Origin of the sequence: Streptomyces sp. NPDC015532 (assembly GCF_043078065.1) — a bacterium.
Classification (GTDB): Bacteria; Actinomycetota; Actinomycetes; order Streptomycetales; family Streptomycetaceae; genus Streptomyces.
On the sequence record NZ_JBIBSY010000014.1, the window covers coordinates 163010 to 186203 of the forward strand.

The window sequence follows — 23194 nt, forward strand, 5'->3', positions numbered from 1 at the left end:
CCACCCCGTCCGGGAGGACCACTTCACATGGCCAAGATCATCGCGTTCAACGAGGAGGCACGGCGCGGTCTCGAGCGCGGGATGAACCAGCTCGCTGACGCCGTCAAGGTCACCCTCGGCCCCAAGGGCCGTAACGTCGTCCTCGAGAAGAAGTGGGGCGCCCCCACGATCACCAACGATGGTGTTTCCATCGCCAAGGAGATCGAGCTCGAGGACCCGTACGAGAAGATCGGCGCCGAGCTGGTCAAGGAAGTCGCCAAGAAGACGGACGACGTCGCCGGCGACGGTACGACCACGGCGACCGTGCTGGCCCAGGCGCTCGTGCGCGAGGGTCTGCGCAACGTCGCCGCCGGCGCCAACCCGATGGCCCTCAAGCGCGGTATCGAGAAGGCCGTCGAGGCCGTCTCCGGTGCCCTGCTTGAGCAGGCGAAGGATGTCGAGACCAAGGAGCAGATCGCCTCCACGGCCTCCATCTCCGCCGCCGACACCCAGATCGGCGAGCTCATCGCCGAGGCGATGGACAAGGTCGGCAAGGAAGGCGTCATCACCGTCGAGGAGTCCCAGACCTTCGGTCTGGAGCTGGAGCTCACCGAGGGTATGCGCTTCGACAAGGGCTACATCTCGGCGTACTTCGCCACCGACATGGAGCGTATGGAGGCCGTCCTCGACGACCCGTACATCCTGATCGCGAACTCCAAGATCGCGAACGTGAAGGACCTGCTCCCGCTCCTGGAGAAGGTCATGCAGGGCGGCAAGCCCCTGCTGATCATCGCCGAGGACGTCGAGGGCGAGGCCCTGTCGACCCTGGTCGTCAACAAGATCCGTGGCACCTTCAAGTCCGTCGCCGTCAAGGCTCCGGGCTTCGGTGACCGCCGCAAGGCCATGCTCGGCGACATCGCCATCCTCACGGGCGGCGAGGTCATCTCCGAGGAGGTCGGCCTCAAGCTGGAGAACGCGGGTCTGGACCTGCTGGGCCGCGCCCGCAAGGTCGTCATCACCAAGGACGAGACCACGATCGTCGACGGCTCCGGCTCTGCCGACCAGGTCGCCGGCCGTGTGAACCAGATCCGTGCCGAGATCGAGAACTCGGACTCGGACTACGACCGCGAGAAGCTCCAGGAGCGTCTGGCGAAGCTGGCCGGCGGCGTGGCCGTCATCAAGGCCGGTGCCGCCACCGAGGTCGAGCTCAAGGAGCGCAAGCACCGCATCGAGGACGCCGTTCGCAACGCGAAGGCGGCCGTCGAGGAGGGCATCGTCGCCGGTGGTGGCGTGGCCCTGCTCCAGGCCTCCTCGGTCTTCGAGAAGCTCGAGCTCACGGGCGACGAGGCGACCGGCGCCAACGCCGTGCGTCTCGCCCTGGAGGCCCCGCTCAAGCAGATCGCCGTCAACGGTGGTCTCGAGGGTGGCGTCATCGTCGAGAAGGTGCGCAACCTTCCCGTCGGCCACGGCCTGAACGCCGCGACCGGTGAGTACGTCGACATGATCGCCGAAGGCATCATCGACCCGGCGAAGGTCACGCGCTCTGCCCTGCAGAACGCCGCCTCCATCGCCGCGCTGTTCCTGACCACCGAGGCCGTCATCGCCGACAAGCCGGAGAAGGCCGCTGCCGGCGGCGCTCCGGGCGGCATGCCGGGCGGTGACATGGACTTCTGATCGACCCCGGTCGATCAACCGTCCTGACGTACCGAGGGCGGCACCTTCCCGCAAGGGGGGTGCCGCCCTCGGGCGTTTCCCGGCCCGCCCCGGACGGCTCCCGGGGCCGCGGCCCGACCCGCGACGTGGCCCGGATCACAGAAGCGGGCCCGGGTACGGCGGAATGCTCCGCCCGGTGCGGAGGTTGACGCTGAAGAGCAGTTGATGCATGTGCACATACCGCACGGAATCTCCTGCTTCGCAGACCGCTCGACGTCATACCGACCACCTCTTCGAGGAGCCCCCACGTGACCGCTGACGCCGCGACCCGCGCAGCCGAGATCCTGTCCCGTCCCGTCTCGATCAACGGCCTGACCGTCCCGAACCGGATCGCCATGGCCCCGATGACCCGGATGTTCTCGCCGGGTGGTGTACCGGGGGAGGACGTGGTCGGCTACTACTCCCGCCGCGCCGCCGCGGGCGTCGGCCTGATCGTCACCGAGGGCACCTACGTCGGCCACGACTCGGCCGGACAGAGCGACGCGGTGCCGCGCTTCCACGGCGAGGAGCAGCTCGCGGGATGGGCGAAGGTCGCCGACGCCGTGCACGCGGCGGGCGGTGCGATCGTCCCGCAGCTCTGGCACATCGGCATGGTCCGCAAGGCGGGCGAGCCGCCCTTCACGGACGCCCCGCCCGTCGGCCCCTCCGGCCTCTACAAGGAGGGCGCCGAGGTCACCGGCAAGAGCATGACCCAGCAGGACCTCGACGACGTCGTCGAGGCCTTCGCCAAGGCCGCCGCGGACGCCGAGCGCATCGGCTTCGACGGTGTCGAACTGCACGGCGCCCACGGCTACCTGCTCGACCAGTTCCACTGGGCCGGCACCAACCGGCGCGAGGACGCGTACGGCGGTGACCCGGTGGCCCGTACGAAGTTCTCGGCGGAGATCGTCGCCGCGGTGCGTGCCGCGGTCTCGCCCGAGTTCCCCGTCATCTTCCGCTACTCGCAGTGGAAGCAGCAGGCCTACGAGGCCCGGCTCGCCGAGACCCCGGAGGAGCTGGAGGCGATCCTCGCCCCGCTCGCCGCGGCCGGTGTCGACTCCTTCCACGCCTCCACGCGCCGCTACTGGGTGCCCGAGTTCGACGGTTCCGACCTCAACCTCGCGGGCTGGACGAAGAAGCTGACGGGCAAGCCCACCATCACCGTCGGCTCGGTCGGCCTGGACGGCGACTTCATCAAGGCCTTCGTGGGCGAGGGCTCCCCGGTCAAGGGCATCGACGACCTCCTCGACCGCATGGAGCGCGACGAGTTCGACCTCGTCGCCATCGGCCGCGCGCTGCTCCAGGACCCCGAGTGGGCGGCGAAGGTCCTGGCCGGACGCTTCGAGGACCTGGCTCCGTACGACGCGGCGGCGCTGCGCACGCTCAGCTGACACAGCTTCCTGGAAACAGGGGGAACGGGGGAGGGACGGCGCCCGCCGCGACGCGGGCGCCGTCCCTTTTTTCCGCGCTCCGCCCCGGTCAGCCGGTGGCGCCGAGGTGGCCCACGAAGGCGCCCCACGCGGCGGCCCCGAAGGCGATCACGGAACCGGGCTTCTTGGAGTCCCGGACGGGGATGTGAGGGGGGTGGCCCGCAGCCAGGGCAACTTCCAGGCAGTCGCCGCCGCTTGCTCCGCTGTAGCTGGACTTGCGCCAAGTGGCCTTGCGCAGGGCGTACTCAGGGCTGTCGCTCATGCGCGTAATCCTCGGCCACCGAGCGGATCAGGGCCAGTGATTCGTGCGGTGAGAGTGCGCTGGCCGCGAGGAGGTGGAAGGTCAGGTCATGGTGGGCGACGGTGGCCGGGTCGTCCTCCAGCCGGCCTGTCCCCAGGCCTTGCAGGTAAGCGAGAGGTGCGGCGTCGTTGAAGGTCATCAGCTTGAGGGAGCCCTCCATGGCCATGTGGGCTCCCGCTGCGAAGGCCAGCACTTGCACGATGACCCGGTGCCCTTCCACCAGGGTGGCAATGTGGCGTAGGGCCTCGGCCATGACCGGCCAATCGCCGACCCTTCGGCGTAGGACAGCCTCGTCAAGGATCGCCCACAACAGCGGCGTTGTTGGATCGTCGAGCAGGCGCCCACGTTCCAGTCGGGCCGCGACCAACTCGTCGATGACCTGCGCTGTTGCCGTCGGGCGTCCCCGGCGGAACATGGCCTGGGCATACCCCCGTGTCTGCAGCAGGCCCGGGACGAGTGCCGGCGCATACTCCCTGATCCCCGTGGCAACCGCCTCCGCCTCTGCCGCCTCCACGAAGTGGTCCGGGTACTTCGACCTGGCCAGGGCCCGGCAGTTGCGTTCGAAGAAGCCCTTGGTCCCGAGGATCTCGTCTATCTGGACGGCGTATTCGAGCTGCAAGCGGCGTGTGCCCGACTCCAGTTGGCCGATGAACGAACCGCTGACGAAGAGGGGTTCGCCCAGGTCGGCCTGGCTGAGACCGGCGTTCTCGCGGGCGTGCCGCAGCTCGGCGCCGATCATCGCGCGGGGGGAGGCGGCCGGGTCGAGGTCCTTGGGGCCGGGCATGGCGACTCCCTGTCACACAGGTGGGGTTGTTGGACCGGCGTCCCTTCCCAGGCTAGGGGGGTGATGGCCACGCTGGGTGGTGAAAGCGAACACTCAGCGTGGAAGGTGCGGTGCGATGGAGACGACGTCGGGCGAGGAGTACGCGATCGACGTACGGGACGGGCGGCTCGGGCAGGTGATGGGGCGCGAGGGCGGCCTCGTACAACTGCGGCCGCCCGGCGGGGGAATCGAGTGGGACTGTCCGCCCGAGGCACTCGGGGAGGCGCCGCCGGGTGAGGTGCTGCGGGCCCGGGTGCGGCGGCTCAACGCGGAGGGGCGGCTGCCCTGACCCGGGGCCGGGGAGGGGGCCCGCCTTCGGGCCCCCGGCCTTCCTGAAGGTTTCCCGGCCTGCCTAGAGGTTCCCCATCGGCTCGATGTCGACCTTGACCGGGGTGCCCCAGATGCGGAGCACCTCGTAGTCCGTGAACTCGTGGACGAGGCGGTAGGCCATGCCGGGGCGGGGGGCCCGGCGCTCGGCGGCGAGGTAACGCTCGGCCTCCTGGCGGTCGCGGCGGGGAGTGCCGCACAGGAGCCACGTCTGGCCGTTCCACACCTCCGGGAGCCAGCGCTGCTGGGGCTGGGGGCGGTCACCGCGCACTCCGTAGCGGGACATCGTGCGGTCGGGCAGCTCGTCCGGGGCGGCTGGCCGGCCGTGCGTGTACGCGTCGTTGACCTCGGTGCGGCGGGCGGTGCGGCGGCGGGTCTCGCAGAGCAGACAGCGGTCCGGGGCGCTCTCGTCCACCGGGCCGTTCGGGTGCTCGGGGCAGCGGGTGGTCGGCTTGGCCGTCGACACCGTCTCGTCGAGCAGGTCCAGGGCCCGCTTCAGGTCCGCCTTGACCTCGTGCAGCTTGGCGTCGGGGGTGTCGGCGTTCAGTGCGTCGCCGTGTTCCCCGAGCAGCCGCAGAGCGCGGCCGAGGGCGGTCAGCTGTGCGTGGTTCATGCCCCCAGCGTCGCACGCGCCACCGACAGCGCGGCCGGGACAGGTCCTAGACGGCGGCCTGTTCCGAGCGGCGGGCCGGTGAGGCGCCGCCGGTGTCACGGTCGAGTCCGCCGTCGGGACCGTTTCGCAGGGCGCCGCCGAGGCCGAAGAAGTAGGTGGCCGCGAATCCGACGGCGTACCCGGTCAGCAGGCCGCCCGCGTAGATCGCCGCGGTGACGGCGAGGCCCCGGTTGCCGGACAGCAGCGGGAACAGGGCCACACCGGAGGGTCCGATGGCGGTCGAGCCCACGCGGTCGCCCAGCATCGAGAAGAAGCCGATGAAGGCACCGCCCGCCGCGCCGCCCGCGCAGGCCGTGACGAAGGGGCGGCCGAGGGGCAGGGAGACGCCGTAGATCAGGGGTTCGCCGACGCCGAGGAGCCCGGCCGGGAGCGCCGATCTGATCGTCGTACGGAGCGAGGTGTCGTGGCGCAGCCGGACGTAGACCGCGAGGGCGGCGCCGACCTGGCCCGCGCCCGCCATGGCGAGCACGGGCAGCAGGACGGTGTACCCCTGCTGTTCGATGAGCGTGGTGTGGATGGGGATGAGGGCCTGGTGCAGGCCCAGCATCACCAGGGGGAGGAACAGGGCGCCGAGGACGAGCCCGGCGAGGGCGCCGGTGGTGGACAGCAGCCAGGCGGCGGCGCTGCCGATGGCGGCGGAGAGCTCACCGGCCGCGTACATCAGCGCGTACAGCGTGACCAGGCCGGTCAGCAGCACGGTGAGGGTGGGGGTGAGCAGGACGTCCAGGGTCGGCGGCACCCAGCGGCGGCACCACTTCTCCACGTACGTCCCGAGCAGGGCCGCGGCCAGGGCGCCGAGGACACCGCCCTGGCCGGGGGCGAGCGTCACCCCGAGGACGGTCACCTTGGCGACCCCCGCGTACACGACGACCGAGGCCACCGCGCCGCCCAGGACCGGGGTGCCGCCGAACACCTTGGCCGTGTTGTGTCCCACGAAGACGGCGATCAGCGCCATGAACCCGGCGGCGATGGCGGTCAGCGCGGGGGTCAGGCCCTTCAGGACGCCGAGGTTGATCAGCAGGCCGTTGAGGCCGGCGATGACCCCGCAGCCGATCAGGGCGGGGATCAGGGGCACGAAGACGTCCGCGATCCGCCGCAGGAACAGCTTGAGGGGGGTGGCGTTGCGGCGGGTCCGGGAGGCCTTCAGCTCGGCGCCGCGCAGGGCGAGCCGGTCCGCGGTGGTCGCCGGTCCGGTGCCCGGCGCGGTGGCCGGTTCCGCGCCGGGCGGGGCGAGGGGCGCCGGGGCGCCCGCCAGCAGTGCCTCGAAGGCGGGCGTCACCCGGGCGACCGTGCCGGGGCCCAGCACGATCTGGTACGAGCCGTCGTCCGCGACCAGGCCGAGGACGGCGGGCAGGGCCCGCAGGCCCGCCTCGTCCACCAGGTCGCCGTCCCGCAGCCCCAGCCGGAGCCGGGTCATGCAGTGGGCGACGGTGAGGACGTTCGCGGGTCCGCCCACGAGGGGGAGGATGGCCGCTGCTGTGGTGGAGTCCTTTGTGCTCACTCCCCGAGCGTGCTGGTCAGCGGGCCGAAGCCGCCAGCGCGGCGCGCAGATGGCCCTCGGACTCCTCCAGAAGGCGGGCGGCGGTGGGTCCGTCGACGCCGCCGACGATCGTCAGGATGGCGTTCTTCACCTCGCCGTCGGTGGCGGCGAGCGCGCGCTCGATCTCCTCGTCGGAGGCCCCGGTGGCGAGGGCGACGATGCGGCGGGAGCGGGCCCGCAGCTTCTCGTTCGAGGCCCGTACGTCGACCATCAGGTTCCCGTACGTCTTGCCGAGCCGGATCATCGTGATCGTCGAGAGCATGTTGAGGACGAGCTTCTGCGCGGTGCCGGACTTCAGCCGGGTGGAGCCCGTGAGCAGTTCGGGGCCGACCACGACCTCGATGCCGTGGTCCGCGGCGGAGGCGAGCGCGCTGTGCGCGTTGCAGGACAGGCCGATCGTGAGCGCGCCCTGTTTGCGGGCGTGTTCGACCGCGCCGACGGCGTACGGGGTGCGGCCCGAGGCGGAGACACCGACCACGGTGTCGTCGGCCGTCAGGGCGAGTGCGTCCAGGTCGGCCGCCGCGAGGTCCCGGGAGTCCTCGGCGCCCTCGATCGAGGTGACCATGGCGGTCGGGCCGCCCGCGATCACGCCGACGACCCGGGAGGGATCGGTGTTGAACGTGGGCGGGCACTCCGAGGCGTCCAGGACTCCGAGGCGGCCCGCGGTGCCGGCGCCCGCGTAGACGAGACGGCCGCCGCGGGCCATGCGCTCCGCGATGTCGTCGATCGCGGCGGCGATGAGCGGAAGCTGCGCGGCGACGGCCGCCGGCACCGTCGTGTCCTCGCCGTTCATGATCCGCGCGATCTCCAGCGTGGACAGACGGTCGATGTCGGACAGCTCGGGGCGGAACGCCTCGGTGGTCAGCGTCTCCAACTCCGCTCGAAGATCGCCGTGGTTGGGCATGGAGGTCATGACAGGGTCGGCTCTTTCCGGTGAGGTGTCGTATCCGCGGCCCCGGGCGGGGCGCGGGCCGGGACGACGTGCGGGACCGCCGCGCGGGCGCCGACAGCCGCCCGCCGGGCCGCACTCTCCCCGCTGATGGAAGTTCCCCGGTGTGTCCCGCGGCCCCGGATCCCGGTCCGCCGGCCGGGCGGCGCGGCTAGCGGCCGCCGCGCGGGGAGTGGCGGTGCGCCAGGGCCTCGTACGAGGCGGACAGCGCGGGCGCCGCCGTCTCGTAGGTGCGCTGGGCGACCCCCACGAACAGACAGTCCACCACCAGGAGCTGGCTGGTGCGCGACGACATGGCCGCCGGGCGCAGCTCGCTCTCCCGGGCGGTCGAGGTGGTGAGGACGTGGTCGGCGTACTGCGCGACCGGTCCGCTCGGGCGGCCGGTGATCGCCACCGTCGTCGCTCCGTGCTCGAAGGCGACCCGCAGCGGCTCGATGACGTCGCCGGTCGAGCCGGAGTGCGTGATGGCTATCGCCACGTCCTTGGCGCGCAGCTGCACCGCGCCCGTCACCGCGAGGTGCGGGTCGCTGTGCGCGTGGGCGATGAGCCCGATCCGCAGGAGTTTCTGCAGGAGATCCTGGGCGACGAGCCCGGACGCGCCGACACCGTAGATGTCGACGCGGCGGGCGGTGGCGATGGCGGTGACGGCGGCGCCGAGCTGGACGGTGTCGAGCGCGGCGGCGGTGTCGGCGAGGGTCTGCTGCTCGTCGTAGGCGAGCTTGGCGACGACGTCGGCGATGGGGTCGTCGACGGCTATGTCGGCGGTGACGGCGGGGGCCCGGCCCGACTGCTGCTGCGCGGCGAGCCCGGCGAGGGCGAGGCGCAGGTCGCGGTATCCGGGGTAGCCGAGGAGGCGGGCCGTGCGTACGACCGTGGCCTCGCTGGTGCCGGTGAGCTCGGCGAGTCCGGTGACCGTGAGGGCCGCGCAGCCGGCCGGGTCGGCGGCGACGGCCTCGGCGACCCGCTGCATGGAGCGCGTCATCGAGGGGGCGAGGGTCCGCACCTTGGCCGCGAGGGCCGCGGGGGCGGGCGGTGCCTCACCCGCGAAAATTTCCTTCACGTCATGGGTCACACCATGAAAGATATTTTCCTTTGGGGCATACGGTCAAGGGTGCCCACAATGGGGACATGGACCCCACCGGCAGCCCCCTCAGCCCCTTGGAGCAGGCGTTGCACGCGGCGCGCGCCCGCGTGCTCGCCGACCTGATCGCGGGCCAGGTGGCCGAGGCGGACGTCGTCTCCCTGGTCGAGGACTCGGTGGTGCAGCGCCGTTGGTGGGTCGAGCAGTGGCCGGAAGGCGCCGGGTTCGTCGCCGGGCTCGTCGCCCAGGACGTGCAGGACGCGATCCTGGAGCGGCACGGACGGTGGCCGCTGTGCCCGGTGTGCTCCAGCGGCGACCCGCACGCCCTGGAGGTGGAGCCCGAGTTGGGCCCCGACCCGCACTGGGTGTGCCACCAGGCGGGCGTGAAGATCTCCCCGGTGGGTTCGCTCGGCTCGGCGACCGGAACGAATCCGCCCTCGTGACCGTGTACATCGATCCGCCCACCTGGCCGGGCCACGACCGTGTGTGGTCCCACCTGATCAGCGATGTCTCCTACGACGAACTCCACGCGTTCGCCGAGCGGCTGGGCGCGCCCCCGCGGGCCTTCGAGCGCGACCACTACGACATCCCCTCGCACCGCTACGCCGACGCGGTCGCCGCCGGCGCGGTGGAGGTCAGCAGCCGTGAGGTCGTACGGCTGCTGCACGGGGCGGGACTGCGCCGCCGCAAGCGGGCGCGATGACCGGGCGGGACCGCGGTCGCGGGCTGCCCGGCCACCGGGAGGCTCAGGCTTCGCGGGCGTACAGCCTCAAGGGCTCCTCCAGGCCGTGCAGTTCACGGGCCAGCTTCTCCATGTCCTCGCTCACCCGGGTGAAACCGGCGCGGGCGATGACCCGTTGCGAGGGGGCGTTCTCCCGGTCGATGGCGGCGAGCAGGATCTTGACGTCGTCGCGGGCGAGGGCCCATGCGGAGAGGGCGCGCAGGGCCTCGGTGGCATAGCCCCGGCCGCGGGCGTTCTCCGCGAGGTCGTAGCCGACCTCGGCGCGCGCCTCCTCGTCGGGCACGCCGTGGAAGCCGATCGCGCCGACCGCGAGACCGTCCTCGCGCCGTACGAGCACGAACATCCCCCATTCCGGCCGGTGCACGCCCTTCTCGTAGGCGCTCGCGATCATCCCGGAGGCGTCCCGGGTGCCGTCGAAGGGGCCGCCCTCGATCCACTCGAAGCCGCCCGTGCCGCCCGCGCGCAGATCGGCGGCGGCTGCCGGGGTGACCCCCTGGAGGGTGAGCCGCTCGGCGTCGATCACCAGGTTGTTGTTCCAGCGCCACTCGGTGAGCGGTTCCCGGCCGGGCAGGTCACCGCGCCCGGTGGCCCACAGGAGCGTGCTCCACGGCGCGTCGGGCTCGGGTCGCACGTGCGGGAAGATCGTGGCGAGGACCCGGGCGCACAGCTCGGCCGGCGGCTCGTACGGCAGGCCGAGGCCCTCGGCGATGTCGTGCGTGTGCAGCAGGACCTCGGCGACCCCCATCGCGGCGAAGCCCTCGCGGTTCGCGCTGCGGAACGGGTACGGGTGGAAGGCGCGCACCTCGCGCGGGGTCGTGCGGACGGCGGCGGCGAGCAGGGCGCCGGTCGTCTCGATCACGTCGACGACCCCCGCGGCGCCGGTGCCCTCGTCCACCGTGATCTCGAACGGCACGTACGCCGTCCCGGCCCGCCCGGCCAACTGCCCGGCGTACGCGATGAGATCACTGGCGATGTGTTCGGCGGTCCGCCGGCAGCTCCACTCCAGCCGTCCCGCCCGTACACCGTCCCAGTCACGTCCGGCCGCCGCGCGCAGCAGCGCGGCGCAGCTCGCGACGGCTTCCTCGATCTGATCCCCGCCCATGTCTGTCATGCGGCCGAGAATAGGACGGATCACCCCTTGGAACGTACGGGATTCCTGGCCACGAGGGTCAGGCAGACGGCGGCGGCCGTCAGTGCCGCGCCCACCCAGGCGGTGGCCGGGTATCCGAGCCCCGCGTCGATGACGGCCCCGCCGAGCCAGGGACCGGCGGTGTTGCCCAGATTGAAGGCGGCGGTGGTGGTGGCGGCCGCCAGGGTCGGGGCGGCAGCGGCGACATGGAACATCCGGGCGTTCAGGGCCGGGGCGGTGCTGAAGCAGGCGACCCCGAGGAGGAAGGAGAGCAGGACGGCCGCGACGGCGTACCGCCCGAGGAGGGCGAACGCGACGAGGACGGCGATGTCCGCGGCCATACCGCACAGCAGGACCGTGAACGGATACGCGTCGGCGAACCGCCCGCCGAGCGTCGTCCCGATGATCGCGCCCACGCCGAACAGCGCCAGCACGGTCGGGACCCAGCTCTCCTGGAGATGGGCGACCTCGGTGAGCAGCGGGGCGAGATAGCTGAAGGCGCAGAAGACACCGGCCGCGGTGAGCGTGATCGTGCCGACGGACAGCCAGACCTGCCGGTCGCGGTAGACGAGCAGCTCTCCCCTGAGCCGTGGTCGCACGTCCGGGGGCGCGATGGGCGGGACGAGGGTCACGATGCCCACGAGCGCGACGACGGACGCCGCTCCGACGGCCCAGAAGGCGGCCCGCCAGCCGAGTCCCTGGCCGAGGAAGGCGCCCGCGGGCACGCCCAGCACGTTCGCGATCGACAGGCCGCCGATCATCACGGCCAGCGCCCGTGCCCGCGAGGTCACCGGCACCGCCGCGACGGCCACGGCCGCGCCGACCGCCCAGAAGCCCGCGCAGGCCAGGGCGCTGACGACCCGTGAGGCGAAGAGCACGGTGTAGTCCGGCGCCAGGGCTCCCGCCACCTGGCCGAGCCCGAAGACCGCGATCAGGGCGACGAGGGTGGTCCGCCTCGGCAGCCGGAGCGTGGCCACGGCGAGCAGCGGCGCGCCGACGACCATGCCGATCGCGAACGCCGAGATCAGCAGTCCCGCCCGTGGGATCGTCACGCCCAGGTCCGTCGCGATGGACGGCAGCAGCCCGGACAGCATGAACTCGCTGGTGCCGAGGGCGAAGACGCACAGGGCGAGGACATGGACGGACAGGGGCATACGGGGCCGGCCGGCGGCCGGGGTGACGTCCGGGGAGGAGCCGGGGGCGAGGGCCCGGGCGGTGGCGGGTATGTCCGGCTTCAGGGGGCCGGGGCTCGGAGGCATGGCTCCTTGGTACGTGGTCCGGCGCCCGCAGTCGAACCCGTTTCCCTCGGCCTTCCCCGCACCCCCGCCTTCCCCGTACCTCTCGCCCCTCCCCGTACCCGGCGCTGCGGCCGTTCCCGCCCCTCGCCCGCCGGAAGGGCCGGAGCCGTCCCCGTCAGACCTCCGTCAGCGTGGCCAGTTCGTCCTCCATGTTCCGGCGGGCCGGTGCCGTCCAGACGCGCTCGCCGTACGGAGTCCTGAACAGCCTTGGCAGGTCGAGGAGTTGACGCAGGACGGCCGCGCGGCCCACGCGGAAGGCGTCGTCGGGGACGAAGGCGTACTCCTCGCGGACGGCGGCGGTGTAGGCGGCGTACGCGGCCGGCGGCGAGGCCAGGATCGCGAGATCCGCGTCGCACAGGACGGCGCCGTCGGTGTCCTGGTCGGCGGGGTCGTGGGAGACGGTGAGCCGGACGAGCCGGGCGACCTCGGCCGTGCGGTCCGGGGCGAAGCCCAGTTCGGCCAGCGCGCGTTCGGCGAGCCGGGCGGAGCGCTCCTCGTTCTCCGAACGGTCCGGGAGGTACACGGCGTCGTGGAACCAGGCGGCCAGGCGCACGGCGGCCGGATCGTCGGCGCGCTCCCCGTGGGCCTCCAGCACGTCGATGTGGCCGAGGACCGCGAGGAGATGGTCGGTGGTGTGGTACCGGCGCCGGGGTTCGGCCCAGCGGGCCAGGAGATCGGCCCCGTAGGGTTCCGGCGCCGGGCCGGTCCCGCCCTCGCCGTCACGTGCGGTCAGGACGGTGTCCGCCCAGCGCTTCGTCAGCTCCGCGTGGGCCGGGTGGCGGTTGCTCTCTGCTGCCATGCCGCCATTGTCCCCGCCGCGGGACTCCCCGTCGTAGGGCCTGTCGTGGTGCCCGTGGTGGTGCCCGCCGTGGCGCTGTCCGCTGTGGTGCTGTCCGCCGGCGCGGGGCCGGGGCGGGTCCGTGCGCGGAACGTGCGGCGGTAGGCGTCCGGAGGCACACCCACCGTGCGGTTGAAGTGCCGGCGCAGTGTCGTCCCGGTACCCATGCCGGTGGCCGCCGCGATGGAGTCGACGCCCGCGTCGGTGGTCTCCAGCAATTCCTGCGCATGGCGGATCCGCTGGGTCAGCAGCCACTGGAGCGGGGTGGTGCCGGTCACCGACCTGAAGTGGCGGCCCAGGTTGCGCGAGCTCATCCGCGCCTGGCGGGCCAGGTCCTCCACGGTCAGCGGACGGTCCAGCCGCTCGATGACCCAGGGGAACAGCTCGGCGAGCGGATGGTGGTCGGGCGCGGGCACCGGCGTGCTGACGAACTGGGCCTGGCCGCCGTCCCGGTGCGGGGGCACGACCAGGTTGCGGGCGACGGTGTTGGCGACCGAGGAGCCGTGGTCGAGGCGGACGAGGTGCAGGCACAGATCCATGGCGGCGGCCTTGCCGGCCGAGGTGAGCACGCCGCCGTCGTCCACGTACAGGACGTCCGGGTCCACCAGCACCCGCGGATGGCGGGTGGCCAGGGTCCGGGTGTGCGCCCAGTGCGTGGTCGCGCGCCTGCCGTCCAGCAGCCCGGCGGCGGCCAGGACGAACGCGCCGGTGCACAGGGAGGCCACGCGCGCGCCCGCCTCGTGGGCCGCGCGCACCGCGTCGACGAGGGCGGCGGGCGGCTCCCGGTCGATGTCGGCCCAGCCCGGGACGATCACCGTGTCGGCGTACGGGAGCCGGTCGAGGCCGTGGTCGGGCTCCAGCCGGAACGGGCCGACGCGCACGGCCTTGGGCCCGCAGACCGCGAGGTCGTACCAGGGCACCCGTACGGCGTCCGGAGCGGAGCCGAAGACCTCGCAGGCCAGGGCCAGTTCGAAGTGCAGCATCCCGTCGGTGACGGCCAGCGCGACAGAGGTCATGTCCGGAATTGTATGGGGCATGGCGTTCCGGACACTCGTGCGGGGCGCCCGTTCTCGCCAGGATGTCCTTACGGATCAAGGCAGTTCACTTCGAGCACGGGGGAGAACCCATGAAGTCGGGGCAGGCGGTGACGGTGTTCGGCGCGTACGGGCACACCGGTCGGTTCGTGGTGGCCGAGCTGCTGGAGCGCGGGTTCACCCCGGTGCTCTCCGGCCGGGACGCCGAGAAGCTGAAGGAACTGGCGGCCTCCTGGCCGGGCCTGGACGTCCGGCCGGCGACGGTCGACTATCCGGCGTCCCTCGACCACGCGCTGACCGGCGCCGCGGCGGTGGTCAACTGCGCCGGGCCGTTCGCCACGACGGCCGGACCCGTGATCGAGGCGGCCCTGCGCGCCGGGATCCCGTACGTGGACGTGGCGGCCGAGATCGAGGCCAACCTCGACACGTTCGCGCACTTCGCGGAGCGGGCCGAGGCCGCGGGAACGGTGATCGTCCCCGCGATGGCCTTCTACGGCGGCTTCGGCGACCTGCTGGTCACCGCCGCGATGGGCGAGTGGACGACGGCCGACGAGGCGCACATCGCGTACGGGCTGAGCGGCTGGCACCCCACCGCGGGGACGCGCGCCGCGGGCGCGGTCTCCCGGGACCGGCGCGGCGGCCGACGCGTCCGCTACACCGGAGGGCGGCTGGAGTACGTCGAGGACGCTCTGCCCGCCCTGGAGTGGCCGTTCCCCGAGCCGATGGGCCCGCGCGCCGTCCTCGGGGAGTTCTCGATGGCCGACGTGGTCACCGTGCCCAGCCACATCGCGGTCTCCGAGGTGTGCACCTACATGACCGTCGAGGCGGCCGGGGAGCTGGCGGCCCCGGAGACCCCCTCTCCGAGCCCGGTCGACGAGCGCGGGCGGTCCGGGCAGACCTTCCTCGTCGACGTCGTGGTGCGCTCCGGCGGTGCCGAACGGCGCGCCGTGGCACGGGGCCAGGACATCTACGCCGTCACCGCGCCGCTCGTGGTGGAAGCGCTCGAACGCGTCCTGACGGGACGCACCAGGACGGTCGGCGTCGCCTCCGCCGGCGAGATCTTCGACGCCCCGGACTTCCTCCGCGCGCTGTCCCCGCACATCTCCTTCGAACTGCGCGGGTAGCCCCTAGGGCTCGTCTGACAATTCCCGTCTGCCCTTCGGGCGACGACGCGAATTGTCAGACAAGCCCTAGCGTGGAGTCATGATTCCTCAAGACGCACACGATGTACGGGACCCGGAACTGCCCGGTCTGCTCCTGCGCACCGAGCGCGACGCGCTGATCCCGCTGCTGCGGGCCCGCCCGGAGGACGACTTCGCGCTCCTGACGGCCGGGTGCCCGGCGTGGACGGTGCGGGACGTGCTGGCACATTGCTCGGCCGTGCTGTCACGGGTCGTCGAGCGCCGCTTCGAACCAGGGGTGTTCGAGCCCGAGGCCAACGACCGCGACATCGCCGAGCGTGCCGACTGGCCGACGGCGCGGGTCATCGACGAGCTGGAACACGGGATGACCGAGGCCGGCCCGGCGATCGCCCGTACCCGGGGCGCGCTCGACGCGGTCGCGCTCGGCGAGTGGATCCACGCCGGGGACGTGCGCGAGGCGTTCGGCGAACCGGGCGCCTACGAGGGGGAAGGACTCCCGCACGCCCTCGCGCTCCTGGTCCGCTTCAGCCGCGAGAGCGGCCGCGTCCCGCTGCACGCCGACCTCGACCAGCTCGACGACCCGCTGCGCCTGGGCGGCGTCCCCGGTGACCGTCCCCCGGCCCGCTACCTCGGCGGCGCCGCGACCCTCGTACGGCTCTGCTCGGGGCGGCCGGTCCCGAAGACGGCGGCGTACGAGCTGGTGGGGGCGCGGGAGGAAGAGCTCAATCTGTTCGGTTGACCGGGGAACCGTTCCGACGGATCCATGGCGAGTACGACGGATCCGGCCGGTCAGGGCCACCGCACCGGCCCGGCGCGGTGGCCCTGACCGGCCGCCTACTTGAGATACACCAGTCCGTCGGTCGTGACCGTGGGCCGCCCGCCGGTGCCGACGACCACGAGCTTCACCGTGTGCTTGGCGGCGGCGGTCCAGGCCGTCGCCCAGATCGCGTCGCGGTACCTGGTGGTCGTCGACCTCAGGTCCACGGTCGCGGTCTTCCTGCCGTCCGCGTAGACGTACAGCTGGCCGGAGGTCGTGGCGCGCGAGACCACCAGGGCCGCCGAGCGCCCGGTGAAGGTCCAGGTCAGCGAGGCGCTCTTCTTGGAGCTGCTGTACGACGTGCCGCCCAGGTAGCTGCTCGACGACCTGGACGTCCAGGTGCCGCTCCTGGTGGCCGCGCTCTCCTGGAGGATCACGGGGGTGCCGCTCACCGAGGCCGAGCGGGCGTTGCCGGCCCGGTCGTACGCGGCCATCCTCCAGGTCGTGGCCACACCGGACTTGGCGGTGATGCTCGCGCTCGTGACCGTCGGGCCGTACGTCCTGGCGACCGGGGCGGTGAGGCGGACCTCCTTCAGCCCCTTCGTGTCGGTGGCCTTCCACTTCAGGGTGAGCGGGACGGCCGTGGTGCTCACCGTGCCGGTGCGCAGGGCGAGGCTCGGCTGGGTGGAGAAGACGGGCGGCGTGGTGTCGGCGGGGGTGGTGGCCTTCGTGGTGGGCGAGGCGGTCGGGGTGGGCGTGCTCGCCTTCGCGGTGGGCGAGGTGGGCGAGGTGGTCGCGGCGGGGGTGGTCGCCCCGGCCGTGGGCGAGGTCGTCGCCGCGGGGGTGGCGGGGCTCGTCGTGGGCGGGGTGGTCGCGGCGGGGGGCGTGGAGGCCGGGGCTGCTTCGGCGAGGACGGTCATGTCCTCGGTGATCGCGGTCCTGCCGGACTGGTGGACGCCCCGCACGGCGACCTTGTGGGTACCCGGGGCCAGGCTCACCTCGGCGGAGGAGACGGTGCCGGCGACGGTGGCCGCGACCTCGCCGTCGACCAGGACGGCGTACCGCTCGACCAGGGAGGCCGGGGTCGAGGCCGACCACTTCACGGTGACGGCGGTGTCGGTGAGGACGGTCGTGCCGGACACGCCGGTACCAGTGACCGAGTCCAGCCTGAGCCCTTCGACCGTCCCGCCCGCCCAGGCGCGGACCGTGGGCAGCATGGCGTAGTACGCGTCGCCCGGGCACACGGTGTTGTAGCCGTCACGGTGGCCGTGGATGACGGGGAAGGTCATCCTGGTGCCCGCGTCCCAGGTCTGGCGGAAGTAGTTCGGCCCGCTCGCGCCCGCGGTGAGGGTGGCGGTGCCCGTCGGGTCGACGCCGTACTGGCCGAGCTTCCACGCGGCGAGCCGGGCGACCGAGGTCATCGCCTCCTTCGAGGGGGCCACGTCGCTGTAGTCACCGATGACGGCGATGCCCGTGGTCTCGGAGTTGAAGCCGTAGGCGTGCGCGCCCATCACGGGCCGGTCGACGCCTCCCTTGCGGCCTTCGTAGATCGTGCCGCACTTGTCGACGAGGAAGTTGTAGCCGATGTCCTTCCAGGTCAACTGCTGTACGTCGTAGGCGTAGACGGCCCGGATGATGGCCGGGGCCTCCGCGCAGGTGTAGTCGTTGGAGGTGGCGGTGTGGTGCAGCACCACCGCCTTGATCTGCCCTCCCGGCAGATAGCCGGGCTCCTCGGGGCTGATGGACTCGTCGGCACCCCAGCCCTCGCGCGAGGTGATCGGCGGGCGAGGCACGGTGGAGGGCGGGGCCGGGGGCACGGTCGCGGTCGGCGAGGCCGGGTCCGGCGCGGAGACGGCCGGGGAAGGGCTCGCGCTCCCGGTGGACGACGGCGTCTCCGTCCCGGTGGGTTCGGCGGAGTCCGTCGGACCGGACGGGGGCCCGGAGGTCCGGGACGGGGACGGGTCGGGCGACGCGGTGTCCGCGGGGGCGTCCGTCGTGGCCGGATCGGTCGCGTCCGCCGTGCCGGTCGGGTCGGCCTCGCCGGTCGGGTCGACCGGGTCCATCACATACCCGGCGGGCTCCAGCGCCGAGGCCGTACCACCGGGGTCGATCATGTCCAGCCGGAGGCCCTCGGGCAGCCGCCGCGCGGCACCGCTCGACATCCGCAACTGGACGCCGTCGGACGGGCCCACCCACGCGGGCGTGGTGCCGCCGCGGGACGCGCCCCGCTCGCCCTCGCCGCTGTCACCGTCCAGCCGCCGCCACGTCGACCACGTGCGGCTGGCCGTGTCCCGGGTCCGGACCTCGATGGTGCCGCTCACCCGTGCGGAAGCCTCGGCCCAGGTGACGCCGAGCATGCTGAAGGGAGCGGTGTCCCGCTGGTCCAGCCGGGCGGACGTGCCGCCGTGGGCCACCGTCAGCGCGGCGGTGCTCGAACGGGTCCGGATCGGCCCGGACCTCCCGGCGCCCTCAAAACCGCCGTCCGCTCCCTGGACGACCAGCGTCCCGGACACCGCCGCGACCGCCAGAACGGCCGCACCCCACCCGCGTCGTCGCACCGCCCACCCCTTCACGCGACCTTTACAAGATCTCCACGCTTGAGGAGGGTACATGAGGGTTCAACTATGGCTGGAACAGGGCGGAATCCGGTGCGCGGGTCGGCGGCTCCCGGGAGGGGGCCGGACCGGAAACCGCCGTGACCGCCCCTTTGTTCGCCGTGATCTTCTCGCGCCCCCGCCCCCGCCCGCGTACTGTTTGATTGGACTAGACCTATAGCGGCCCAGGAGAAGAGGTCCGATGAGTGAGCGGAAGAGCGCAGTCCTGGAGGTGATCGCCCTCGACGTGGAGGACGCGGTCGCCGCCCAGGCCGGCGGGGCGGACCGGCTGGAGCTGGTCACGGACATGGCGGCCGACGGGCTGACCCCGTCGGTGGAGACCTTCGCCGGGATCCGTGCTTCCGTCGACATCGCGCTGCGCGTGATGCTGCGCCTGTCCGACGGCTTCTCGGCGGGCGGCGCGACGGGCGTCGACGCTCTCGTACGGGCCGCGGGCGAGCTGCGGGACGCGGGCGCGGACGAGTTCGTCCTCGGCTTCCTCGACGAGCACGGCGGCCCCGACCTGCCCGCCCTGGAGCGGATCGTCGCCGAACTGGACGGCTGCCGCTGGACGTTCCACCGCGCGATCGACCGCACCGCCGACCGTGACGCCCTGCGCAAGCAGCTCGCGGACCTGCCCGGCCTCGACGCCTATCTGACCGCCGGGTCCCCGACGGGTGTCGACGACGGACTCCCCATCCTCACGGCCGAGGGCGCCCGCCGCGGGGAACCGGGGTACGAGCCGCGGATCATGGTCGGCGGCGGTCTGCGCCTCGACCACCTGCCGGAGCTGCGCGCGGCGGGCCTCGACGCCTTCCACATCGGCGGTGCCGCACGTCCCGGGGGCTGGACGGGGCCGGTCTCCGCGCAGTCGGTACGGGAGTGGCGGACGGCCGTCGACGCGTAGGCGGCCGGCTTCCCGCGACCGGTGCCGCGCGCCGGGCCCGCGACCGGTGCCGCGTGCCGTGTGTTGTGTGCCGCGACCGGTGCCGCGTGCTGCGTGCCGTGACCGGTGCCGTGTGCTGCGTGCCGTGACCGGTGCCGTGTGCTGCGTGCCGTGACCGGTGCCGTGTGCTGCGCCGGCCCCGCGTGCCGGCCCCGCGTGCCGGCCCGCGTGCCGGCCCCGCGTGCCGGTCGTGTGCGGGCGGTCGGGTCCGGCAGGTCACGGATCCATCTCCGCCACGTAGTTGTTGTGTTGTGAGAGTCACGCGGCGATCACCGGGCAGCCCTTTGCGTGCATATTTGATCGTGCCCCGATCGGCCGGGGCATGACAATCACACATGTGTGCGTGCCGGCGAAAGCGGTGCGGCAGCACAGCAGCATCAGGGGGACAAGGCTTCATGCCATCCATACGCAGCCGCACGCTCGCGGCAGCCGCGGCCGTGATCGCGGCCGTCATGATCACCACCACGGCCTGTGACGGCAAGAAGGACGACGAGGGGGCCGCCGCCCGGCCCACGTCGTCCGCCCAGGCCGACAAGGGTGCCGACACCGGTCAGGACGACGGTTCCGTCTCGATCGGCGGCTACAAGCTGCCCGCGGGCATTCCCACCGAACTCAGCGGCGCCGCCCTGGACAAGTGGAAGAGCGGGGGGTGGCAGGACTACAGCAACTGGGCCTCCGAGGCGCAGGACTTCGCCAACCCGTACATCAAGGACTTCTGGTCGCCGGAGAAGATGGCCGAGGCCAAGGCCAGCATCCCGGTCGCCCGGGCGGGCAGCACCACTTCGGGCTCGGGCAGCGGTGCCACCTCCTACCTGCCCGACGGCAAGGTGAAGAAGCAGACCGCCGCCAAGGTCAGGGGCACCTATCACCACTACGCGCCGCCCGTCGGCAAGATGTTCTTCTCCTCGCCCCAGGGCAACATGGTCTGCTCGGCGGCCGTCGTCACCGACCCGGCCCACCCCGGCAAGTCCAACCTGGTGTGGACCGCGGGCCACTGCGTGCACGCGGGCAAGGGCGGCGGCTGGTACCGCAACATCGCCTTCGTCCCCTCGTACAACAACAGCGCGAGCCTGAGCAGCCGCCAGATCACCGACCCGCGCGCCAAGTCCGTCTCCCCGTACGGCATCTGGTGGGCCGACTGGGCCACCACCTCGTCCCAGTGGATGAAGGGCGGCGCCCACACGGGCAATGCGGCCTCCGGGTACGACTACGCCGTGCTCCACGTCAAGCCGGAGAAGGGCGGCAAGTCCCTTCAGGAGCAGCTCGGTTCGGCCCTGCCGGTGTGGTTCGGCGCTCCGGCGGCCAACAAGGTCACGTCCATGAAGGTCCGCGGCTACCCGGCCGAGTCGCCCTACGACGGCTCGAAGATGTACGACTGCCACGGCGCCACGAAGCGGTTCGTGCTCGCGAGCAACGTCCCCGCCCAGTTCATGATCGGCTGCACCATGAACGGCGGTGCCTCCGGAGGGCCTTGGTTCATGAGCCACAACGGCCGGACCTATCTGGTCTCCAACAACTCGCTGAGCGACCGCAAGACGTTCATCACCGGGCCGCGCCTCGGCGAGAACGCCAAGCAGGTCTACCTGGCGACCAGTAGAAAGTTCAATTAGGGCCTCGCGTGAAGCCGTTCACGGCCCCCGGCGTTCATGCCGGGGGCCGTCGGCGTCCGTGCCGCGGGCGCGGGCCGGGGCGGGGCGGGGGCCGCCCGTGGGCCGGTCGGCCCGGTTCGGCCGGGAGCGGTCAGCCCAGTTCGGCCGGGAGCGGCGCCGCGTGGGTCACGATCAGCCCCGAGACCGCCCGGGTCAGCGCCACGTACAGACGGCGCAGCCCGGTGCGCTCGTCCGGCTCGCCGTCGACGACGGCCCGCGGCTCGTCCAGGACCACGTAGTCGTACTCCAGGCCCTTGGCGAGCGAGGCCGGCACCAGCGTCAGCCGGGTCTCGGCCGTCGTCTCCTCGCCCGGACCGAGATACGTCCGCCCGGCCGCCGTCAGCGCCTCGGCGAGCGCGGGAATCCGGGCGTCGGCGGCGATCAGCCCGACCGACCCCTCGTGGCCCAGCAACTCCTCCACCGCGTCCAGGACTTCGGCGTCCGCCGTGCTCGCGCGCACCTCGAAGAAGCCCGGGTTCTCGCGCACCGAGGCGACCGGTGCCAGCCCCGGCGCGATGTGCGGCAGCAGCCGGGAGGCGTAGGCGATGACGTCCGTCGGGACGCGGAAACCCGCGGTCAGCTCCTCGACGACCGCGTCCCCCTTGCCCAGATGCCGAAGGGCCTCCTCCCAGCTCCGGGTCGCCCACGGGGTCGTCCCCTGCGCCAGGTCCCCGAGCACGGTCGCCGACCCCGTGGTGCAGCGCCGGCCCACCGCGCGGTACTGCATCGGGGAGAGGTCCTGTGCCTCGTCGAGCACCACGTGCCCGAGGGAGTGCGTGCGCTGGACGAGATCCGTGGCCTCGTCGATCAGCACGGCGTCGGCGGCCGACCACTTCGCGCTCTTCACGCTGCGCACCGGCTTCGCCCAGAGGATCTCCTTCTGCTCGCCCTCGTCCAGCAGCCCCTCCGCGTGCGCGGCGAGGAACTCCGCGTCGGTCAGCAGCCGGAGCACCAGCTTCGCGGGGTCGACCTGCGGCCAGATCGCCTTCACGGCGGCCTTCACGGCGGCGTTGCGGGCGACGGCGTCCTGCACCCGGTCGTCCGGCGCCTCCCCGGAGCGCTCCATCTGGACCAGCACGACATGCGCGATGCGCTGCGGAAGGGCCTGGTGGGCAGCGCCGTACCGGATGTCCCGGTCGAGCAGCTCCCGGACGATCTCTTCCAGTTCGTACGCCGGGACGCGCCAGCGCCGGGACCCCCTGACCACCACCACCGGCTCGGTCGGGACACTCACGTGCGAGCGCACGGCCCGGCGCAGCACCTGGGCCATCCGGGCGTCGCCCTTGATCACGGCCGCGGCGGCGTCGTCGCTCGCGCGCACCTCGACATGCGCGACGAGGTCGTCGACGGTCGCCTGCCTGACCTCCAGCTCGCCGAGCGCGGGGAGGACCTGCTCGATGTAGTGCAGGAAGGACTTGTTCGGCCCGATCACCAGGGTGCCGGTGCGGGCGAGCCGCTCCCGGTGCGCGTACAGCAGATACGCGACCCGGTGCAGGCCGACGGCGGTCTTTCCGGTGCCGGGGCCTCCCTGCACGCAGACCGAACCGGACAGTCCGGACCGTACGATCTCGTCCTGTTCGGGCTGGATGGTCGCCACGATGTCGCGCATCGGGCCGACACGCGGCCGCTCGATCTCCTGCTGGAGCAGCTTGCTGGTGGCCTCGGCCTCGGCCGGGTCGGAGAGGTGCTCGTCCTCGTAGGCCGTGAGGTCGCCGCCGGTGTAGCCGAAGCGGCGGCGCAGCCCGACATCCATCGGGTCCTTCTTCGAGGCCCGGTAGAACGGCTGGGACACCGGCGCGCGCCAGTCGACGACCATCGGGTCGCCGTCGGCGTCGTGGACATGGCGTCGCCCGATGTAGAACCGCTCGCCCTCCGCGCCCTCCGCCAGGTCGGAGCCCGGAGCGTGCAGATAGTCGAGCCGTCCGAAGAACAGCGGGGTGTGGCTGAGGTCGGCGAGGGCCTTGATGCGCTCGGCGATCTGCCGGTGCAGCACCTCGGCGTTCACCCAGTTCGCGGTGACGTCGCGGATGTCGAGGTTCTCCGCGTCCTCGCGCATCGCGCGGAGCGCGGAACGGGACCGGGCGAGGTGGGAGCGCTCGCGGGAAAGGGGATCGTCGGACTCGGCCGGGGCGCCGGCCGGACCTTCGGACAGGGTGGACACGGGGAATTGCCTCCGGAAACCTGCGTGGGGGTGCTGCGGGAGTGCCGCGGCGCTCTGGCAGTGCTGCGCGATGATGCAGATCGTGAATCGCTGCGGATTTCGTCGGGAA

21 protein-coding genes are annotated in these 23194 nt (G+C 72.6%); 9 read left to right on the forward strand and 12 right to left on the reverse strand.

What is annotated here, in order from left to right; translation table 11 throughout:
- The first annotated feature begins 27 nt into the window (after positions 1–27).
- Together groL and ACF07B_RS32910 are read left to right on the forward strand one after the other, a co-directional pair.
- Positions 28–1653: a chaperonin GroEL gene (groL, locus tag ACF07B_RS32905; RefSeq protein WP_326787049.1), complete on the forward strand. Its 1626-nt coding sequence runs from the start codon at positions 28–30 to the stop codon at positions 1651–1653.
- Positions 1654–1940: 287 nt separating this feature from the next.
- The gene (locus tag ACF07B_RS32910; RefSeq protein WP_392181648.1) at positions 1941–3062 is read left to right on the forward strand and encodes an NADH:flavin oxidoreductase; all 1122 of its coding nucleotides are present in this window, start codon (positions 1941–1943) and stop codon (positions 3060–3062) included.
- Between the two features lie 88 nt (positions 3063–3150).
- Here the strand turns inward: ACF07B_RS32910 and ACF07B_RS32915 are convergent, their stop codons facing one another.
- The gene (locus ACF07B_RS32915; RefSeq protein WP_392181649.1) at positions 3151–3363 is read right to left on the reverse strand and encodes a DUF397 domain-containing protein; all 213 of its coding nucleotides are present in this window, start codon (positions 3361–3363) and stop codon (positions 3151–3153) included.
- On the reverse strand, positions 3347–4186 hold the full coding sequence (locus tag ACF07B_RS32920; RefSeq protein WP_369485384.1) for a Scr1 family TA system antitoxin-like transcriptional regulator: 840 nt from the start codon (positions 4184–4186) through the stop codon (positions 3347–3349). Before ACF07B_RS32920 ends, ACF07B_RS32915 begins: the two co-directional genes overlap by 17 nt.
- 115 nt (positions 4187–4301) lie before the next feature.
- Here ACF07B_RS32920 and ACF07B_RS32925 point away from each other — a divergent pair, with 115 nt between their 5' ends.
- The gene (locus ACF07B_RS32925; RefSeq protein ID WP_362393046.1) at positions 4302–4514 is read left to right on the forward strand and encodes a hypothetical protein; all 213 of its coding nucleotides are present in this window, start codon (positions 4302–4304) and stop codon (positions 4512–4514) included.
- 63 nt (positions 4515–4577) lie between these two features.
- Here the strand turns inward: ACF07B_RS32925 and ACF07B_RS32930 are convergent, their stop codons facing one another.
- The 4 genes from ACF07B_RS32930 to ACF07B_RS32945 form a co-directional block, all read right to left on the reverse strand.
- Positions 4578–5165 carry a hypothetical protein gene (locus tag ACF07B_RS32930; protein ID WP_392181650.1) on the reverse strand — a complete coding sequence of 196 codons (588 nt, stop codon included), beginning with the start codon at positions 5163–5165 and terminating at the stop codon, positions 4578–4580.
- A gap of 46 nt (positions 5166–5211) precedes the next feature.
- Positions 5212–6726, reverse strand: a complete 1515-nt coding sequence (locus tag ACF07B_RS32935; protein ID WP_392181651.1) for a PTS transporter subunit EIIC — start codon at positions 6724–6726, stop codon at positions 5212–5214.
- Positions 6727–6742: 16 nt separating this feature from the next.
- Positions 6743–7678 carry an N-acetylmuramic acid 6-phosphate etherase gene (murQ, locus tag ACF07B_RS32940; protein WP_392181652.1) on the reverse strand — a complete coding sequence of 312 codons (936 nt, stop codon included), beginning with the start codon at positions 7676–7678 and terminating at the stop codon, positions 6743–6745.
- A gap of 187 nt (positions 7679–7865) precedes the next feature.
- A complete protein-coding gene (locus tag ACF07B_RS32945) occupies positions 7866–8786 on the reverse strand; it encodes a MurR/RpiR family transcriptional regulator (RefSeq protein ID WP_362393034.1) in 921 nt (306 codons plus the stop codon).
- Positions 8787–8842: 56 nt separating this feature from the next.
- Between ACF07B_RS32945 and ACF07B_RS32950 the strand changes: the two genes are divergently transcribed.
- Positions 8843–9238, forward strand: a complete 396-nt coding sequence (locus ACF07B_RS32950; protein WP_369485380.1) for a hypothetical protein — start codon at positions 8843–8845, stop codon at positions 9236–9238.
- Positions 9235–9498 carry a DUF4031 domain-containing protein gene (locus tag ACF07B_RS32955; protein WP_362393028.1) on the forward strand — a complete coding sequence of 88 codons (264 nt, stop codon included), beginning with the start codon at positions 9235–9237 and terminating at the stop codon, positions 9496–9498. Before ACF07B_RS32950 ends, ACF07B_RS32955 begins: the two co-directional genes overlap by 4 nt.
- Before the next feature lie 43 nt (positions 9499–9541).
- Here ACF07B_RS32955 and ACF07B_RS32960 read toward each other — a convergent pair whose 3' ends face one another.
- From ACF07B_RS32960 to ACF07B_RS32975, 4 genes are all read right to left on the reverse strand, one after another.
- On the reverse strand, positions 9542–10624 hold the full coding sequence (locus ACF07B_RS32960; RefSeq protein ID WP_392181706.1) for a GNAT family N-acetyltransferase: 1083 nt from the start codon (positions 10622–10624) through the stop codon (positions 9542–9544).
- Between the two features lie 44 nt (positions 10625–10668).
- Positions 10669–11820, reverse strand: coding sequence for a Cmx/CmrA family chloramphenicol efflux MFS transporter (locus ACF07B_RS32965; protein WP_369485388.1), 1152 nt, complete (start codon positions 11818–11820; stop codon positions 10669–10671).
- A gap of 259 nt (positions 11821–12079) precedes the next feature.
- On the reverse strand, positions 12080–12763 hold the full coding sequence (locus ACF07B_RS32970; protein ID WP_392181653.1) for a hypothetical protein: 684 nt from the start codon (positions 12761–12763) through the stop codon (positions 12080–12082).
- The gene (locus ACF07B_RS32975; RefSeq protein WP_392181654.1) at positions 12721–13818 is read right to left on the reverse strand and encodes a helix-turn-helix domain-containing protein; all 1098 of its coding nucleotides are present in this window, start codon (positions 13816–13818) and stop codon (positions 12721–12723) included. The genes ACF07B_RS32970 and ACF07B_RS32975 overlap by 43 nt, the downstream gene beginning before the upstream one ends.
- Positions 13819–13928: 110 nt before the next feature.
- On the opposite strand from ACF07B_RS32975, the gene ACF07B_RS32980 reads away from it, so the two are divergent.
- Positions 13929–14960, forward strand: coding sequence for a saccharopine dehydrogenase family protein (locus tag ACF07B_RS32980; protein WP_392181655.1), 1032 nt, complete (start codon positions 13929–13931; stop codon positions 14958–14960).
- A gap of 79 nt (positions 14961–15039) precedes the next feature.
- Positions 15040–15717: a maleylpyruvate isomerase family mycothiol-dependent enzyme gene (locus ACF07B_RS32985; protein WP_392181656.1), complete on the forward strand. Its 678-nt coding sequence runs from the start codon at positions 15040–15042 to the stop codon at positions 15715–15717.
- Between the two features lie 95 nt (positions 15718–15812).
- Here ACF07B_RS32985 and ACF07B_RS32990 read toward each other — a convergent pair whose 3' ends face one another.
- Entirely contained in the window at positions 15813–18293 is a 2481-nt protein-coding gene (locus ACF07B_RS32990; RefSeq protein ID WP_392181657.1) for an N-acetylmuramoyl-L-alanine amidase, read from the reverse strand.
- A 238-nt stretch (positions 18294–18531) separates the two neighbouring features.
- On the opposite strand from ACF07B_RS32990, the gene ACF07B_RS32995 reads away from it, so the two are divergent.
- Both ACF07B_RS32995 and ACF07B_RS33000 read left to right on the forward strand, forming a co-directional pair.
- On the forward strand, positions 18532–19236 hold the full coding sequence (locus ACF07B_RS32995; protein WP_392181658.1) for a copper homeostasis protein CutC: 705 nt from the start codon (positions 18532–18534) through the stop codon (positions 19234–19236).
- A gap of 434 nt (positions 19237–19670) precedes the next feature.
- Entirely contained in the window at positions 19671–20885 is a 1215-nt protein-coding gene (locus tag ACF07B_RS33000) for a trypsin-like serine peptidase (RefSeq protein WP_384237921.1), read from the forward strand.
- Between the two features lie 130 nt (positions 20886–21015).
- Here ACF07B_RS33000 and ACF07B_RS33005 read toward each other — a convergent pair whose 3' ends face one another.
- A complete protein-coding gene (locus tag ACF07B_RS33005) occupies positions 21016–22980 on the reverse strand; it encodes a HelD family protein (protein ID WP_392181707.1) in 1965 nt (654 codons plus the stop codon).
- Positions 22981–23194 lie beyond the last annotated feature (214 nt).